General features: G+C 66.6%; 16 protein-coding genes. 5 read left to right on the forward strand and 11 right to left on the reverse strand.

The window, feature by feature from the left end; all coding sequences use genetic code 11:
• Positions 1 to 9: 9 nt before the first annotated feature.
• From secB to AC3AP7_RS14725, 3 genes are all read right to left on the reverse strand, one after another.
• The gene (gene secB, locus AC3AP7_RS14715) at positions 10 to 489 is read right to left on the reverse strand and encodes a protein-export chaperone SecB (protein WP_475761720.1); all 480 of its coding nucleotides are present in this window, start codon (positions 487 to 489) and stop codon (positions 10 to 12) included.
• Between the two features lie 138 nt (positions 490 to 627).
• The gene (gene grxC / locus AC3AP7_RS14720) at positions 628 to 888 is read right to left on the reverse strand and encodes a glutaredoxin 3 (protein WP_475761718.1); all 261 of its coding nucleotides are present in this window, start codon (positions 886 to 888) and stop codon (positions 628 to 630) included.
• Positions 885 to 1,310: a rhodanese-like domain-containing protein gene (locus AC3AP7_RS14725; RefSeq protein ID WP_475761716.1), complete on the reverse strand. Its 426-nt coding sequence runs from the start codon at positions 1,308 to 1,310 to the stop codon at positions 885 to 887. Before AC3AP7_RS14725 ends, grxC begins: the two co-directional genes overlap by 4 nt.
• A 141-nt stretch (positions 1,311 to 1,451) precedes the next feature.
• Between AC3AP7_RS14725 and gpmA the strand changes: the two genes are divergently transcribed.
• The 3 genes from gpmA (at position 1,452) to AC3AP7_RS14740 (ending at position 5,169) form a co-directional block, all read left to right on the forward strand.
• Positions 1,452 to 2,198 carry a 2,3-diphosphoglycerate-dependent phosphoglycerate mutase gene (gpmA, locus tag AC3AP7_RS14730; protein WP_475761714.1) on the forward strand — a complete coding sequence of 249 codons (747 nt, stop codon included), beginning with the start codon at positions 1,452 to 1,454 and terminating at the stop codon, positions 2,196 to 2,198.
• 487 nt (positions 2,199 to 2,685) lie between these two features.
• Positions 2,686 to 4,269, forward strand: coding sequence for a S41 family peptidase (locus AC3AP7_RS14735; protein ID WP_475761712.1), 1,584 nt, complete (start codon positions 2,686 to 2,688; stop codon positions 4,267 to 4,269).
• A 147-nt stretch (positions 4,270 to 4,416) separates the two neighbouring features.
• Complete coding sequence (locus tag AC3AP7_RS14740; RefSeq protein WP_475761709.1) at positions 4,417 to 5,169, forward strand: HesA/MoeB/ThiF family protein; 753 nt, start codon at positions 4,417 to 4,419, stop codon at positions 5,167 to 5,169.
• 33 nt (positions 5,170 to 5,202) lie between these two features.
• Here the strand turns inward: AC3AP7_RS14740 and ptsP are convergent, their stop codons facing one another.
• The 7 genes from ptsP to AC3AP7_RS14775 form a co-directional block, all read right to left on the reverse strand.
• The gene (gene ptsP / locus AC3AP7_RS14745; protein WP_475761707.1) at positions 5,203 to 6,951 is read right to left on the reverse strand and encodes a phosphoenolpyruvate--protein phosphotransferase; all 1,749 of its coding nucleotides are present in this window, start codon (positions 6,949 to 6,951) and stop codon (positions 5,203 to 5,205) included.
• A gap of 198 nt (positions 6,952 to 7,149) precedes the next feature.
• On the reverse strand, positions 7,150 to 7,419 hold the full coding sequence (locus AC3AP7_RS14750; protein WP_475761705.1) for an HPr family phosphocarrier protein: 270 nt from the start codon (positions 7,417 to 7,419) through the stop codon (positions 7,150 to 7,152).
• A gap of 75 nt (positions 7,420 to 7,494) precedes the next feature.
• The gene (locus AC3AP7_RS14755) at positions 7,495 to 7,947 is read right to left on the reverse strand and encodes a PTS sugar transporter subunit IIA (RefSeq protein ID WP_475761703.1); all 453 of its coding nucleotides are present in this window, start codon (positions 7,945 to 7,947) and stop codon (positions 7,495 to 7,497) included.
• 222 nt (positions 7,948 to 8,169) lie between these two features.
• Positions 8,170 to 9,138: a glutathione synthase gene (gshB, locus tag AC3AP7_RS14760; protein WP_475761701.1), complete on the reverse strand. Its 969-nt coding sequence runs from the start codon at positions 9,136 to 9,138 to the stop codon at positions 8,170 to 8,172.
• A 113-nt stretch (positions 9,139 to 9,251) separates the two neighbouring features.
• The gene (gene gshA / locus AC3AP7_RS14765; protein WP_475761699.1) at positions 9,252 to 10,541 is read right to left on the reverse strand and encodes a glutamate--cysteine ligase; all 1,290 of its coding nucleotides are present in this window, start codon (positions 10,539 to 10,541) and stop codon (positions 9,252 to 9,254) included.
• A gap of 225 nt (positions 10,542 to 10,766) precedes the next feature.
• Positions 10,767 to 12,239 carry an ammonium transporter gene (locus tag AC3AP7_RS14770; protein WP_475761697.1) on the reverse strand — a complete coding sequence of 491 codons (1,473 nt, stop codon included), beginning with the start codon at positions 12,237 to 12,239 and terminating at the stop codon, positions 10,767 to 10,769.
• A gap of 29 nt (positions 12,240 to 12,268) precedes the next feature.
• Positions 12,269 to 12,607 (reverse strand): P-II family nitrogen regulator, encoded by a 339-nt coding sequence (locus AC3AP7_RS14775; protein ID WP_006048089.1) that lies wholly within the window; start codon positions 12,605 to 12,607, stop codon positions 12,269 to 12,271.
• 429 nt (positions 12,608 to 13,036) lie between these two features.
• Here AC3AP7_RS14775 and AC3AP7_RS14780 point away from each other — a divergent pair, with 429 nt between their 5' ends.
• Both AC3AP7_RS14780 and AC3AP7_RS14785 read left to right on the forward strand, forming a co-directional pair.
• On the forward strand, positions 13,037 to 13,291 hold the full coding sequence (locus AC3AP7_RS14780; RefSeq protein ID WP_475761691.1) for an accessory factor UbiK family protein: 255 nt from the start codon (positions 13,037 to 13,039) through the stop codon (positions 13,289 to 13,291).
• A gap of 94 nt (positions 13,292 to 13,385) precedes the next feature.
• Positions 13,386 to 14,915: a YifB family Mg chelatase-like AAA ATPase gene (locus AC3AP7_RS14785; RefSeq protein ID WP_475761689.1), complete on the forward strand. Its 1,530-nt coding sequence runs from the start codon at positions 13,386 to 13,388 to the stop codon at positions 14,913 to 14,915.
• Positions 14,916 to 15,258: 343 nt separating this feature from the next.
• Here the strand turns inward: AC3AP7_RS14785 and AC3AP7_RS14790 are convergent, their stop codons facing one another.
• On the reverse strand, positions 15,259 to 15,831 hold the full coding sequence (locus AC3AP7_RS14790; protein WP_475761686.1) for a hypothetical protein: 573 nt from the start codon (positions 15,829 to 15,831) through the stop codon (positions 15,259 to 15,261).
• Positions 15,832 to 15,940 lie beyond the last annotated feature (109 nt).

Raw genomic sequence — 15,940 nt, forward strand, 5'->3', positions numbered from 1 at the left:
CGCGCTGCGTCAATGCGTGGTGCCGTTCTGCGCCGCGCCGTTGCCTTCCTGCGCGGACGCCATCTGGGCGACGCGCTGCTCGTAGAGCGCTTGGAAATTGATTTCCGCCAGGTGGATCGGCGGGAAGCCGGCGCGCGTGATCGCGTCGGCGATGTTCGAGCGCAGGTACGGGAACAGGATCGTCGGGCACGCGATGCCGACGAGCGGATCGATCTGCTCGACCGGGATGTTGCGGATATCGAAGATGCCGGCCTGCTTCGCTTCGACGAGGAATGCCACTTTCTCGGCAACCTTCGCGGTGACCGTGCCGGTGACGAGGATCTCGAAGACGCTTTCGGCAAGGCGCTCCGCCTTCACGTCGACCTCGACCTCGACCGACGGCATTTCCTGTTCGAGGAAGATGGCCGGCGAATTCGGCTGCTCGAGCGACATGTCCTTCAGGTAGATGCGCTGGATGTTGAAAAACGGCTGCTTGTTCTCGTCGGACATGATGAATGGTTTCCCTGATGTGGTGATGGCGGCCGGCCACCCATGGATGACCGGCCGAACCGGAACGATGCGCCGGCCGGCACGGGCGCCGGCGCACCGGATGGCTCGTGATGCGGCCGCGCGAACCCGCCGCGCGCGTCAGGCCGCCTGCAGCAGCGGCACGAGACCGCCCGCGCGGTCGAGCGCGGACAGGTCGTCGTAGCCGCCGACGTGCGTGTCGCCGATGAACACCTGCGGCACCGTGCGGCGGCCCGTGCGGCTCATCATCTCCTCGCGGCGCGCCGGGTCGCGGTCGATCAGCACCTTCTCGATCTGTTCGACGCCGCGCGACTTTAAAAGACGCTCGGCCATCTGGCAATACGGACACACCTGCGTGCTGTACATGACGACCTTGTTCACTTCGCAACTCCTTGTTTCACGACCGGCATGCCGGCCTGCTGCCATGCGTTCAGTCCACCCTGCAGCACATGCGCCTCGGCGTAGCCGGCTTCCTTCACGGTGCGCAGCGCCTTGCCGGACTGCTGGCCGTTCTGGCAGACGAGCAGCACGGGCGTGTTCTTGTTCTTCGCGGTCTGGCCGAGCTTCGCCTGCAGCTCCGCGAATTCCAGATGGCGCGCGGACGGCAGATGGCCGCCCGCATAGTCGGCCGCGCCGCGCAGGTCGATCACGACCGCGTTGCGGCGGTTGATCAGCTGGGTCGCCTCCGCAGCCGACAGGCCGCCGCGCCCGCGCCGGTTGAGGGCTGGCCACAGGAGCAGGCCACCCGAGATGAGGAAGATCGCGATGAGGACAAGATTGGTGTAATCGGTGAAGAACTTCACGGAAAATCCGCCGAAAAAGAGAGAAATCGGAAAGAGGCAATCCGCCCATTATAAAATAACCGGCTGCCGCGATGGCGACGCCCCGAGGGCCCCGCCCGCCGGCTGCGTTTTACCGCTTCCTCACTACCGACCGGCCATCTTATGTACACACTCGTTCTCATCCGCCACGGCGAATCCACGTGGAACAAGGAAAACCGCTTCACCGGCTGGGTCGACGTCGACCTGACCGAGCAGGGCGCGCGCGAAGCGCAGCAGGCCGGCGCGCTGCTGAAGGAATCCGGCTATACGTTCGACATCGCGTACACGTCGGTGCTCAAGCGGGCCATCCGCACGCTGTGGCACGTGCAGGACCAGATGGACCTGATGTACATCCCGGTCGTTCACTCGTGGCGTCTGAACGAGCGCCACTACGGCGCGCTGTCGGGACTGAACAAGGCGGAAACCGCCGCGAAATTCGGCGACGCGCAGGTCCTCGTCTGGCGCCGCAGCTACGACACGCCGCCGCCCGCGCTCGAACCGACCGACGCGCGCACGTCCTACAGCGACCCGCGCTACGCGAAAGTGCCGCGTGAACAGTTGCCGCTCACCGAATGCCTGAAGGACACCGTCGCGCGCGTGCTGCCGATGTGGAACGAATCGATCGCCCCCGCGATCCGTTCCGGCCGCAAGGTGCTGATCGCCGCGCACGGCAACTCGATCCGCGCGCTGGTCAAGTATCTGGACAACATCTCGGACGACGACATCGTCGGCCTGAACATTCCGAATGGCGTGCCGCTCGTCTACGAACTGGATGCCGATCTGAAGCCGCTCAAGCACTACTATCTCGGCGACGCCGACGCGATCGCCGCCGCCCAGGCCGCGGTTGCGAAGCAGGGCAAGGCGGGCTGAGCGACACCCGCCACTCCGGCACCGCCGCCGCTCGCGACGACGCGGCGCCCGCCGCGAGCAGCCGGCCGGGTGCGCCGTCGAACCGGCCTGCGGGCGCCCTTCAAATACGCGGCAAAAAGCTTACAAAGCGTTTCGAAATTTGCGCGAGCCCCACGCGAGCCCCCGAGAAAGTCGCGCGGGCGCGAGCGCCCCAAGGCCGATGCCGGCGGCCCGCCCCTGCGCCACCGGGCCCATCCGCGTCAATTCAGCCGTGCGCAAAACAGCGCGAATCGCGGCCCGGCGCGTGCGCCGGCGCGCCCTCGTGCGCGCGCCGGGCCGCGCGCACGCGGCAACACGCGAGAACCGCGCCGCGTCACGAACCTGCGCCGCGCTGCACTGTCGAACACCGATTATCAGCGCTGTGCACTGCCCCGGCAGGTGTGCAGTTATACTTGTCCGTCCCCGATCTCATTGACGCTGCCACGCTCTCCCGACCGCAACAGACTCTATGCGAAAGAACCTGAAAAATATCGGCCTGATTGCCGCGGGCCTTGCTACCGGCGTATTTGCTACCCTGCAACTGTCCGCCTCGGCCCAGCAACCCGCCAGCAGCGCCGCTGCCGCGCCGCTGCCGCTCGACCAGTTGCGGCTGTTCGCCGAAGTCTTCGGGCAGATCAAGCATGAATACGTCGAACCGGTCGACGACAAGAAGCTGATCGTCGCCGCCATCAAGGGCATGGTGTCGAGCCTCGACCCGCACTCGTCGTATCTCGACAAGACCGACTATCAGGAACTGCAGGAGCAGACGAAGGGCAGCTTCGCGGGCCTCGGCATCGAAATCTCGTCGGAGGACGGCCTGATCAAGGTGATCTCGCCGATCGAGGACACGCCCGCGTTCCGCGCCGGCATCCGGCCGGGCGACCTGATCACGCGCATCAACGACAAGCCGGTGCGCGGCATGACGCTCGACCAGGCCGTCAAGCAGATGCGCGGCGAGCCCGGCACCAAGGTCACGCTGACGATCTTCCGCAAGACCGACGACCGCACGTTCCCGGTCACCGTCACGCGCGCGATCATCAAGGTGCATAGCGTGAAGATGAAGATCCTGCAGCCGGGCTACGCGTACATCCGCATCACGAGCTTCCAGGAACGCACCACCCCCGACCTCGCCGCCGAGCTGAAGAAGATCGCGCGCGAGCAGCCGCACCTGAAGGGCCTGATTCTCGATCTGCGCAACAACGGCGGCGGTCTGCTGCAAAGCGCGGTCGGCGTGGCGGGCGCGTTCCTGCCGCCGGACTCGGTCGTGGTGTCGACCAACGGCCAGATTCCCGAGTCGAAGCAGGTCTATCGCGACACCTACGACAACTACCGTCTGCCGTCCTTCGACAGCGACCCGCTGAAGGACGAGCCCGCCATCTTCAAGACCGTGCCGATGATCGTGCTGACGAACGCCTACTCGGCATCGGCATCGGAAATCGTCGCGGGTGCGCTGCAGGACCATCACCGCGCGATGATCATGGGCAAGACCACGTTCGGCAAGGGTTCGGTGCAAACGGTGCGGCCGATGACCGCGGACACCGCGCTGCGTCTGACCACGGCGTACTACTACACGCCGAGCGGCCGCTCGATCCAGAACAAGGGGATCCGCCCGGATATCGCGGTGGACCAGTACGCCGACGGCGATCCGGACGACGCGCTCGTCACGCGCGAGGTCGACTACTCGAACCACCTCGCCAACCTGCAGGATCCGAACGAGAAGAAGGAAGAAGAGCAGCGCGAGAAGGAGCGCATGGAAGAACTGCGCGTGCTCGAAGAGCAGAACGACAAGAAGACGCCGGAAGAGCGCGAGAAGGAACGCGACCGCAAGCCGGTCGAGTTCGGCTCCGCAGACGACTTCATGCTGCAGCAGGCCATGAACGAGTTCGAAGGCAAGCCGGTGATCCGCTCGAAGTCGCTGATGGAGCAGGCCTTTGCGCAAACCAGGCCAGAGCCGTCGGCCTCGGCGCCGATCGCCGTGAAGCCGGCTCTGCCGGCGGCGGCCTCGGCCACCGAGCCGGCATCCGCGCCGGCACCGGCCTCGCAGGGCAAGTAAAGTCCCCCACGGGTCTTCGCCGCACACGGCGAAGACCCGCCTGTCTCCCGCGCGCTTAAAATAGCAGTCTCACCACGCGCGCAGCGGGCCGCCGTCTCCCGATCGACAGGCCCCGCGCCGCCGTGCAACCTGCCGGTGCGCTCCCCGATGAACGACGAACAACTGCTCCGCTATTCCCGCCACATCCTGGTCGACGAGCTCGGCATCGAGGCCCAGGAGCGCTTTCTGGGCGCGCACGCCCTCGTGATCGGCGCGGGCGGACTCGGTTCGCCGGCAGCCATGTATCTCGCGGCAGCCGGCGTCGGCAAGCTCACGCTGGTCGACGCCGACACCGTGGACCTGACCAATCTGCAGCGCCAGATCCTGCACGTGACCGCCTCGGTCGGCCGCCGCAAGGTCGATTCCGGGCGCGACACCCTCGCGCAGCTGAACCCGGACGTGATCGTGGAGGCCGTCGCGCAGCGGGTCGACGACGCCTGGCTCGACGCCGCCGTGCCGCGCGCGACGGTCGTACTCGATTGCACGGACAACTTCGCGACGCGCCACGCGATCAACCGCGCGTGCGTGGCGCATCACGTGCCGCTCGTGTCGGGCGCGGCGCTGCGTTTCGACGGACAGATCAGCACGTTCGACCTGCGCGACCACCATTCGCCCTGCTACGCGTGCGTGTTTCCGGAAGACCAGCCGTTCGAGGAAGTGGCCTGCTCGACGATGGGCGTGTTCGCGCCGACCGTGGGCATCATCGGCGCCATGCAGGCGGCCGAGGCGCTGCGTGTGATTGCCGGGATTGGCACGCCGCTGGTGGGCCGGCTGATGATGCTCGACTCGCTGCGCATGGAGTGGAACACGATGCGCGTGGCGCGTCAGCCGGATTGCCCGGTCTGCGGCCACGCGCATTGAGCGGCAACGGCGCCGGCGCGGAGCGCCGCGCGCTCAGACTTCGGCCACCCGTTTGAGCGCCGCCTGCACCTCTTCCGGTTCGAACGAAGCCAGCACGTCCGCCACCGGCTTGTCGAGCGTCTTCAGGTTCGAGCGCAGGATTTCCTGCTTCACGACCAGCAACTGGCTCGGATGCATCGAAAACTCGGTGAGCCCCATGCCGAGCAGGAGGCGCGTGAGCGCCGGGTCGCCCGCCATCTCGCCGCACACCGACACCGGCACGCCCGCGCGCTTCGCCTCGCGCAGCGTGAACGCGATCAGATGCAGCACCGCCGGATGCAGCGGATCGTACAGATGCGCGACCGAGTTGTCGGCCCGGTCGATTGCGAGCGTGTACTGAATCAAATCGTTGGTGCCGATCGACAGGAAATCGAGCCGCTTCAGGAACAGCGGCAACGCGATGGCCGCAGCCGGAATCTCGATCATCGCGCCGACCTGCACGTTCGGGTTGTAGGCGATGCCGGCCGCGTCGAGCTGCCGCTTCGCCTCGCGGATCAGGTCGAGCGTCTGGTCGATCTCCTGCGCATGCGCGAGCATCGGCACCAGGATCTTCACCGTGCCGAAGGCCGACGCGCGCAGGATCGCCCGCAGCTGCGTGAGAAACATCTGCGGCTCCGACAGGCTCCAGCGAATCGCGCGCAGCCCGAGCGCCGGGTTCGGTGCCGATTCGTAGCCGTCGCCGCTCATCGAATCGAGCGGCTTGTCCGCGCCCACGTCGATCGTGCGGATCGTGACCGGCATGCCGCGCATCAGCTCGACCGCGCGCCGGTAGGCGGCGAACTGCTCCTCCTCTTCCGGCAGCGCGTCCTTGTGATTCATGAACAGGAACTCGGTGCGGAACAGGCCGATGCCGGTCGCGCCGGCATCGAGCGCCGCCTGCGCGTCGTCCGGCAGTTCGATGTTCGCGTACAGTTCGATGCGCGCGCCGCACAGCGTCTGTGTCGGAGAAAACTTCAGGCGCTGCAGCTTGCGCTGCTCGAGCGCCTTTTCGCTTTGCCGGTAGGTGTACTCTTCGAGCACGATCGGCGCCGGGTCGACGATCACGATGCCATGGTCGCCGTCGACGATGATCAGATCGTCCTGGCGGATCAGCGCGCTCGCGTGCGGCACGCCGACCGCCGCCGGGATGCCGAGGCTGCGCGCGACAATCGCCGTGTGCGACGTGCGGCCGCCGAGGTCGGTGACGAAGCCCTGGAACGTCTGCGTCTTGAACTGCATCATGTCCGCGGGCGCGATGTCGTGCGCCACCACGATCATTTCATCGCAGGCGCCGTGACCGTTCTCGACGAGGCCGGACGGCGACGCGCCCGCGAGCGCCTTCAGCACGCGTTCGACCACCTGCTCGATGTCCGCCTTGCGTTCGCGCAGATACTCGTCTTCGATGTCGTCGAAATGGCGCGACAGACGTTCGAGCTGTTCGGTGAGCGCCCACTCGACGTTGTAGCGGCGCGTGCGGATCAGGTCGATGGTTTCCTGCACGAGCATCGCGTCGTTCAGGATCATCGAGTGCACGTTGATGAACGCGCCCATCTCGCTTGGCGCGTCGGCGGCCAGATCTTCGCGCAGCGCGTCCAGCTCCTCGTGGACGACCTGCTGCGCCGCACGGAAGCGCGCAACTTCACCCTCGATCTGCGCCGGTTCGATCAGATAGTGGTCGACGTCGAGTGCGGCCGGGGCGATCAGATACGCTCGCCCGATGGCAATACCGCGTGACACGGGAATCCCATGCAGCGTGAACGACACGCGCACCTCCTCTAGTTGTATGACGCTGCGGCTACCCGCTGCAATGCTCTCAGACCATCGCGCCCATTATAAATTCCGGCGCGCCGAAACGCGGGTTGGAGCGGTGTGCAGCGCAGCACGCGAGCCCTGTGCGAGCCGCCGAAAAAAGAAACGCCACGGCATGCCGTGGCGTCGCGATGAACATGAGGCCAGAGGGACTCACTGGCCTTCGCCGAATTTGTCTGCAATCAGTTTCAGCAGCGCGTCCATCGCGTCCTTTTCGTCTTCGCCCTCGGTTTCGATCACCACGGTGCTGCCGATGCCCGCTGCAAGCATCATCACGCCCATGATGCTTTTCGCGTTGATGCGCCGCCCGTTGCGGCTCATCCAGATTTCGGACTGGAAGTTACCCGCGAGTTGCGTCAGTTTGGCCGACGCGCGCGCGTGCAGCCCCAGCTTGTTCACGATAGTCGTTTCCTGTTGCAGCATGTGATGTCCGATGCGCGGGTGTTGAACAAATAAAGCGTTGAAAACTTCAGGCTCGCGCCTGGCCGCGTGCGGGCCTCAGGATCGCGGCGGCGCGGCCGGCAGGCAGTCGCCCGGACAGGGCGGCGCGACTGGCGCCGGCGTGCCCGGCGCGATGGTCTGCACGCCCTTCGTGGCGCCGTCGAGCGCCTTTTCGACCAGCGTGCCGAGCGGCGTCGCGCGGTAGCAGACCGCGCGCAGCAGCATCGGCAGATTCACGCCGACCAGCACGCGCACGTCCGGCAGCGATGCGAGGCGTGCGGCGATGTTCGACGGCGTCGCGCCGAACATGTCGGTCAGCACGAGCGCACCGTTGTCCTCGCGAAGCCGCTCGATCTCCGCATGCGCGAACGCGACGACCTGGACGGGATCGCAGTCCGGCGACACGTCGATCGCACCGATTCGCGCCGGCAAGCCGCCGTAAACATGAGCGATACAGTCGCGCAACGCGGTCGCGAGCGGCGCGTGCGCAATGATCAGAATGCCTGCCATGTCAGTCTTGCTGCAAAAAACGGCCCTTACGCGTGGCCCGGGCGGACGCCCGCCAGTCACCCCTCGACCGGCCGATGGTCCGGGGGTCCGAGCGGCGCGCGCCGTCACCCGGCCGGATGACCGGGTGACAGGTGACGCCCGCCGCAAGCTCCACATTGTAACAGCCTGCTTTTCGCCGCTTTTCGCCGCTTCGCGCGCGCCCGGTGCGGCGGCCGGCCCGTGTCAGCGCGGCGCGGCCGCCGCCCGCTCGAGCGCGTCGACGAACATCGCCGCGACGTCGAAGCCGGTCTGATCCATGATTTCACGAAAGCAGGTCGGACTCGTGACGTTGACTTCCGTCAGCCAGTCGCCGATCACGTCGAGCCCGACCAGCAGCAGACCGCGCGCGGCGAGCACCGGTCCCAGCGTGGCGGCGATCTCCTCGTCGCGCGCGCTGAGCGGCTGTGCGCGCCCGACGCCGCCCGCCGCCAGATTGCCGCGCACCTCGTTGCCCTGCGGGATGCGCGCGAGCGCATAGGGCACCGCCTTGCCGTCGATCAGCAGGATCCGCTTGTCGCCATCGCGGATCTCCGGGATGAACTTCTGCGCCATCACCGAGCGCTCGCCGTCGTGACTGAGCATTTCGACGATCGACCCGAGGTTCATCCCGTCCGCCTTCACGCGGAACACGCCCATGCCGCCCATGCCGTCGAGCGGCTTCAGGATCACGTCGCCATGCTCCGCATGAAACGCGCGCAAGCGCTGCGCGTCGCGCGTCACCAGGGTCGGCGACACGAACTGGCGGAACTCGCCGATCGCGAGCTTCTCGGAGTGGTCGCGGATCGCCTGCGGCCGGTTGAACACGCGCGCGCCCTGACGCTCGGCCAGTTCGAGCAGCCACGTCGACGTCACGTACTCCATGCCGAACGGCGGATCCTTGCGCATCAGCACCGCGTCGAAGCTTGTCAGCGCGCGCGTGACGACCGGCTGCGCGGCATACCACGGCGAGCGATGGCGATCCTCCAGCGCGCCGACGATCCCGAACGGCCGCACCGCCGCCTCGACGTCGCCGCCGCTCACCCACGCGAGATGCGACGGCTCGCACGCATACAGCCGGTGTCCGCGCGCGGCCGCCTCGGCCATCATCGCGTAGGTCGAATCCTTGTAGATCTTGAAGTGATCGAGCGGATCGGCAATAAACAGAATATCCATGGGCATCCTCGTCCATCCGTTCGGGACGGCACGTCATACGTTAATCGGGAGGGAGCGGGAGCGCGCCTGCAGGCGGTACGATACCGCGAAGCCGCGGCGCGCGCTGACGCCGCTCAGACCTGGATCGCCTCCGGATCGGTCTTCTCCAGCTCGACCGACGCCGCCAGCAAGCCGAGCCGCGCGACGACGCCGTACATGTAGAAGCGGTTCGGCGGCGCGGCGCCGGGCTTCGCGTGCGCGTCGGGCAGCGCGGTGTGCTCGAAGCCGAGCGGCACGAAGTGCATGCCGGGCGCATTGAGATTCTGGTCGCGCTCGCGGCTGCCGTGCACCCGGTAGAAGCCGCCCACCACGTACCGGTCGATCATGTAGACCACCGGCTCCGCCACTTCCTCGCCGATACGCTCGAACGTGTACACGCCTTCCTGCACGATCACGTCGTGCACGTCGAGGCCGTCTTTCGTGGTGGCCATTTTCGCGCGCTCGCGGCTCGTGAGCGCGGCGACTTCGGACGCGTCGTGCACCGTCGTCACGCCCATCCCGTACGTGCCGGCGTCCGACTTGATCACGACGTACGGCTTCTCCGCGATGCCGTATTCGCGATACTTCTTCGCAACCTTCTTCAGCACGCCGTCGATGGCATCGGCGAGCGCTTCCTCGCCGGTGTGCGCCGGAAAATCGACACCCTCGACGTGCGCAAAGTACGGGTTGATCATCCACGGATCGATTTCGACCAGCTTCGCGAACTTCTTCGCGACGTCGTCATAGCACGCGAAATGCGTCGACTTGCGGCGCACCGCCCATGCGGCGTGCAGCGGCGGCAGCAGATACTGCTCGTGCAGGTTTTCGAGGACCGGCGGGATGCCGCCCGACAGGTCATTGTTCAGCAGAATCGAGCACGGATCGAAGTTCTTCAGCCCGAGCCGGCGCGCGGAGCGTTCGAGCGGTTCGAGCACGATCTTCTGCCCGTCCGACAGCGTGATCGTCACCGGCCCGGCGATCCCCTCGTCGAGCGTGCCGAAGCGCACGTTCAGCCCCGCCTGGCGCATGATCGCCGCGAGCCGCGCGACGTTTTCGAGGTAGAACGCATTGCGCGTGTGCCGCTCGGGGATCACCAGCAGGTTTTTCGCGTCCGGACAGATTTTCTCGATCGACGCCATGGCCGCCTGCACCGCCAGCGGCAACACTTCGAGCGGCAGGTTGTTGAAGCCGCCCGGGAACAGGTTCGTGTCGACTGGCGCGAGCTTGAAACCCGCATTGCGCAGGTCGACCGAACAATAGAACGGCGGCGTGTGTTCCTGCCATTCGAGCCGGAACCAGCGCTCGATCGCGGGCGTGGCGTCGAGGATCTTCCGCTCGAGGTCGAGCAGCGGGCCGTTTAACGCCGTAACGAGGTGCGGAACCATGGATCACTCGCAGACTGGAGGAAACGATTGTAGAGCAATTGCAGGGCCTAACTGGGGACGGTTTCTCCGTTCGCAACCCTGTGCATATGCATTCTTGCTATCGCGCCGATAGTCCGCATGCCGGCGAAAGCCCGGCGTCCCGCCCAAAGAAAAGGCCCGCCGGAAGGCGGGCCAAAGTCGCTGTGCTTGCTACGTGAACCGTTTATCCCTGGAAACCTCGGGGTCTTATTCGACGTGCTCGCCGTGCAGGCTCACGTCCAGACCTTCGCGCTCTTCCTCTTCCGAGACGCGCAGGCCCATCACCATGTCGATCACCTTCAGCAGGATGAAGCTGACGACACCGCTGTAGATCAGCGTGGTCAGCACGCCCTTCGCCTGCAGGATCACGCTGCCGTCGGCGCCGCCGATGTCCTTGACCGCGAACACGCCGGTCAGCAGCGCGCCGACGATACCGCCGATGCCGTGCACGCCGAAGCAGTCGAGCGAATCGTCATAGCCGAACTTGCCCTTCAGCCACGTGGCCGACCAGAAGCAGATCACGCCTGCCGCCACGCCGATCACGAGCGAGCCGCCGACGCCGACGAAACCCGAAGCCGGCGTAATCGCCACGAGACCCGCCACCGCACCCGATGCGATACCCAGTGCCGACGGCTTGCCCTTCGCGATCCACTCGGCGAACATCCAGCCGAGCGCGGCCGCTGCGGTCGCCACTTGCGTCGCGAGCATCGCGAAGCCGGCACGGCCGTCCGCCGCCACCGCCGAACCCGCGTTGAAGCCGAACCAGCCCACCCACAGCATCGCCGCGCCGACCAGCGTCAGCACGAGGTTGTGCGGCGCCATGATTTCCTTGCCGTAGCCCACCCGCTTGCCGAGCACCAGACAGCAGACGAGGCCCGCGATACCCGCGTTGATGTGCACCACCGTGCCGCCCGCGAAGTCGAGGATGCCCGCCGCAGCCAGCCAGCCGGTCGGTTCCCAGACCATGTGCGCGATCGGCGAGTAGACGATGACCGACCACAGCGTCATGAACACGAGCATCGCCGAGAACTTCATGCGATCCGCGAACGCACCCGTGATCAGCGCCGGCGTGATGATCGCGAAGGTCATCTGATACACGCAGTAGACCGTTTCCGGGATCGTCGGCGCGAGGTGGCTCACCGTCAGCGTGGTCGCCTTGTCGCCCTTGATGTAGGCCATCCCGGCGAGCATCACGCGCGAGAATCCGCCGATGAACGAGCCCCCTGGCGTGAACGCGATGCTATAGCCGATCACCACCCAGACGATCGACACCACGCAGGTGATCGCGAAGCTTTGCATCAGCGTCGCGAGCACGTTCTTCTTGCGGACCATGCCGCCGTAGAAGAGCGCGAGACCGGGGATCGTCATGAACAGCACGAGCGCGGTGGAGGTCAGCATCCACGCGGTGTCGCCGGAGTTGATCTTCGACGAGTCGACCATGAACGGTGCGGTCGGCGCGGCCGGTGCGGCAGCCGCAGCGGCGGCAGCCGACGCGTCGGCCGGCGCGGAAGCAGCCGGCGCGGCAGGGGCGGAAGCGGCCGGCGCGGCAGGTGCGCTTGCCGTCGTGTCGGCCGCCGCGGAGGCGGCTGCAGGTGCCGAAGCGTCGTCCGCGAGGGCGGCGCCGATGCCGCCCACGAGCAGCGATCCGGCCATCAGCAAGGACATCAATAATTTGCGCATCTTCGTTTCCTCTTTGTCGCTGTCTTGTATTACAGGGCGTCCGCCCCGGTCTCCCCGGTGCGAATGCGGATCACTTGTTCGATCGGCGTGACGAAGATCTTGCCGTCGCCGATCTTGCCGGTGCGCGCAGCGCGCTCGAGCGCCTCGATGGCCTGATCGACGATGTCGTCCGAGACCGCGGCCTCGATCTTCACCTTCGGCAGGAAATCGACCACGTACTCGGCGCCGCGGTACAACTCGGTGTGGCCTTTCTGACGCCCAAAGCCTTTCACCTCGGTCACCGTGATCCCCGAGACGCCGATGGCCGACAAGGCTTCGCGCGCCTCATCGAGCTTGAACGGCTTGATGATTGCGGTAATCAGTTTCATGAAAATCCTCGCTGTAGTTGCGTAACCCGGTTGCGTAACCTGTTTGCTGACCTGTTCCCCTGAACTGTTGCGTCAACGCTCAGCGATGTGCCCACGCTGCGTCGATGCACAGGCGGAAAAAAATCCCGCCGATGCGCGCGGGGCAGTAACAGCAACTCGCATGCCATGTTGCGGTCCAATGCGCTCGAAAATCGCGGAATGCGCTGCGCACGCCCGCCCCTGGCCGTACGGCCAACGCAGCCGGGGCGCGGTGGCGCGTCGCGTGGATCGTTGTTAGAGTGTCCGCAGGGTCCGGGCGGGACAACGCGCACCAAAGGCGGTCATGCCCGGGCGCATCGCGAGATCACATGCACCAGGATCGGTCACGAGCGATTTCGGGGCACAGGCGCAACGACATATGCACATTTTTTGTGCATCAAGGGGAACACCATGAAGCAGCCAAACGACGTCTTCAATGATCTGCAGGCCCGCGTGAGCGACCTGCTGCGCAACTCGCCGGCGAAGGATGTCGAGCGCAACGTCAAAGCCATGCTGTCGCAGGGCTTTTCAAAGCTCGATCTGGTGACGCGCGACGAATTCGACACGCAGACCCAGGTGCTGGTGCGCACGCGCGCGCGGCTCGAAGAGCTGGAGCAGCGCGTCGCGGAGCTCGAGCAGAAGCTGCTCGCATCGCACGCGCAGTAACGTCGCGCGCCACCAGAACGGCAGGCGGCCGTGAAGTCACGCGTGCTTTGAGAGGCTGGCGGCGCCGCAAACGCGCCGGCTTTCAGGAGGAAACATGTCGCTTGCCGTGGTTCGCAGCCGCGCGCCGGCTGCTGGCCGCGCGCCGGAGGTCACCGTCGAGGTGCACCTCGCCAACGGATTGCCTTCTTTTTCTATCGTCGGCCTGCCCGACCTCGAAGTACGCGAGAGCCGCGAGCGCGTGCGCGCCGCGCTGCAGAACTGCGGCTTCGACTTCCCGGTACGCCGCATCACCGTCAACCTCGCGCCCGCCGATCTGCCGAAGGAATCGGGCCGCTTCGATTTGCCGATTGCGCTCGGCATCCTCGCGGCAAGCGGACAGATTCCGGCCGAGGCGCTCGCACATCGCGAATTCGCGGGCGAACTGTCGCTCTCGGGCGCGTTGCGGCCGATGCGCGGCGCGTTCGCGATGGCGTGCGGCACCGCGCGCAACGGCGCGCCGCACGCCCCCGAGCTCTATCTGCCCGCCGCCAATGCGGCCGAAGCGGCGCTCGTCCCGGGCGTCGACGTCTATGGGGCGGCCGATCTGCCGTCGCTATGCGCGCATCTCGCGGGCGCCGAGGACAGCCGGCTGCGGCCCGCCACCGCACCGCCGCCCGACACCACGGCGGCGAGCCCGCTGCCCGACATGGCGGACGTGATCGGCCAGCGCGGCGCGCGGCGCGCGCTCGAAGTGGCCGCCGCCGGCGGACATCACATGCTGATGATCGGGCCGCCGGGCGCCGGCAAGTCAATGCTCGCGGCACGCTTGCCGGGGTTGCTCCCGCCGCTGTCCGACGACGAAGCGCTCGTCTGCGCCGCACTGCTTTCGGCCAGCTCGACGGGATTCTCCCGCGCGCAATGGCGCCGGCGGCCATTTCGCGCGCCCCATCATTCGTCCAGCGCGGCGGCGCTGGTCGGCGGCCGCAACCCGCCGCAGCCCGGGGAAATCACGCTCGCGCATCTGGGCGTGCTATTCCTCGACGAATTGCCCGAATTCGACCGGCACGTGCTCGAAACGCTGCGCGAACCGCTCGAAGCGGGTCGGATCACCATTTCGCGGGCAGCCCGGCAAACCGACTTCCCCGCCGCCTGCCAGTTGATCGCAGCCATGAACCCCTGCCCGTGCGGCTGGCGCGGCGACCCGAACGGCCGCTGCCGCTGCACGCCCGAAGTGGCCGCGCGCTATCGGCGCAAGCTGTCAGGACCGCTGCTGGATCGCATCGACATCCAGATCGAAATGCCCGCGCTCGCGCCGGCGGAGCTGTCCGCCCGCCAGGTCAGCGCAAGCGAAGGCAGCGCGGCCATTTCCGCCCGGGTGAGCGCCGCACGCGAGCGGCAGCACGTGCGCCAGGGCAAAGCGAATCGCGAACTCAATGGTCGCGAGGTCGACGCGGTGTGCCGCCCCGACCCCGCCGGCGAAGCCCTGCTGCGCGAAGCGGGCGAGCGCTTCGGCTGGTCTGCGCGCACTTACTACCGGGTTCTCAAGGTCGCGCGGACCATTGCGGACCTCTCCGGCGACAGCATGCCCAGCAGCGCGCAGATCGCCGAAGCGGTCCAGTACCGTCGTGCACTGGACGGCAGTTAGCGCGTGGGAACAAGCGAAAAAATAACTGTCAAGACTTGACTTATGCACATAGGAGTCGGATCGATATATCGGCCCGTGTCGAAAGCGCAGGTTTACCCTGGATCACCCAACTTATTGATTTTTATACGCTTTACATTTGATCCCGCGTACATGGAGCCCGATGGAATGCCCGCATGACGGGCATTTCCGCGAATCGGCCGCCGTTTTTCCACAAAGTTATCCACAGGACGGCCGGGTAAAACGGGAAATCCCTGCCAAATCCGTCTGTTAGCTCGACAAGTTACGGAGGAACTTTCAGTTTGCGAGGCGATCTACGTCACCCGCGCGATACGCATCCGGTCGCTCAGTGAAGCGTGAACGAACCAAAAAACTGGTCGACCTGTTCCTGTGGCAGCGGTGCCCGGGCAATGATCGCCACCTGATACACACGCCGGTCCCGCGCGGCAAGACGGGCGTAGATCAGACGCGTTTGCTGCTTCGCGCCGGCCTTGCCGCTGACGGTCATCGCGAGTCCCGCCACGGAGCCGCCGCCAGCAACCGGCACCTGCACGGGCTGTGCGTCCGGCGCCGCGCCCACGTTGCGCGCAAGCCCGTCGCGCAGGAAATCGAGCGCCTTGCGCCGCAGCGCCGGATCGTCCGACGGCAGCGTCAGCGTGCCGATCGCAAATACGCCGCCGCCCGCCTCGGCGGTTTGCATCGCCATCGGCATCGACGTGCCGTCAATGTCGATCTCGCGTGCATCCTCGTGCGGCTTCGCGGGCAGCGCGACCGTATAGCCGTTCTGCTCGCTCGTCACCGTGCGCCAGTCGTAGGCCGGCGAACACGCGGCAAGCGCGGCAACCCCCGCCGACAGGCACAGAAGCCCCGCGGCGAAGCGGACGCGGGTCGAGCGGAGCAGCAAAGCGAGTCGGCGCATGAGTCTCCTGGCGGACCACCGGCCCGGCCAACATATGACGACGGAAAACCCCATTATCCGCCGAAGGTTTGCGCGCCGCCGCCGGCCGGGATTGGCGCTACAATAAGCC

Source organism: Paraburkholderia sp. PAMB 6770, from assembly GCF_057748135.1.

What these genes read in the sequence shown, in the direction of transcription:
- gpmA (WP_475761714.1), top strand. Translation starts at nt 1,452, where the DNA reads ATGTACACACTCGTTCTCATCCGCCACGGCGAATCCACGTGGAACAAG.
- AC3AP7_RS14780 (WP_475761691.1), top strand. Translation starts at nt 13,037, where the DNA reads ATGAAGCAGCCAAACGACGTCTTCAATGATCTGCAGGCCCGCGTGAGC.
- AC3AP7_RS14785 (WP_475761689.1), top strand. Translation starts at nt 13,386, where the DNA reads ATGTCGCTTGCCGTGGTTCGCAGCCGCGCGCCGGCTGCTGGCCGCGCG.
- gshB (WP_475761701.1), bottom strand. Translation starts at nt 9,138, where the DNA reads ATGGATATTCTGTTTATTGCCGATCCGCTCGATCACTTCAAGATCTAC.
- AC3AP7_RS14750 (WP_475761705.1), bottom strand. Translation starts at nt 7,419, where the DNA reads ATGCTGCAACAGGAAACGACTATCGTGAACAAGCTGGGGCTGCACGCG.
- AC3AP7_RS14755 (WP_475761703.1), bottom strand. Translation starts at nt 7,947, where the DNA reads ATGGCAGGCATTCTGATCATTGCGCACGCGCCGCTCGCGACCGCGTTG.
- AC3AP7_RS14735 (WP_475761712.1), top strand. Translation starts at nt 2,686, where the DNA reads ATGCGAAAGAACCTGAAAAATATCGGCCTGATTGCCGCGGGCCTTGCT.
- AC3AP7_RS14770 (WP_475761697.1), bottom strand. Translation starts at nt 12,239, where the DNA reads ATGCGCAAATTATTGATGTCCTTGCTGATGGCCGGATCGCTGCTCGTG.
- gshA (WP_475761699.1), bottom strand. Translation starts at nt 10,541, where the DNA reads ATGGTTCCGCACCTCGTTACGGCGTTAAACGGCCCGCTGCTCGACCTC.
- AC3AP7_RS14740 (WP_475761709.1), top strand. Translation starts at nt 4,417, where the DNA reads ATGAACGACGAACAACTGCTCCGCTATTCCCGCCACATCCTGGTCGAC.
- AC3AP7_RS14790 (WP_475761686.1), bottom strand. Translation starts at nt 15,831, where the DNA reads ATGCGCCGACTCGCTTTGCTGCTCCGCTCGACCCGCGTCCGCTTCGCC.
- secB (WP_475761720.1), bottom strand. Translation starts at nt 489, where the DNA reads ATGTCCGACGAGAACAAGCAGCCGTTTTTCAACATCCAGCGCATCTAC.
- AC3AP7_RS14775 (WP_006048089.1), bottom strand. Translation starts at nt 12,607, where the DNA reads ATGAAACTGATTACCGCAATCATCAAGCCGTTCAAGCTCGATGAGGCG.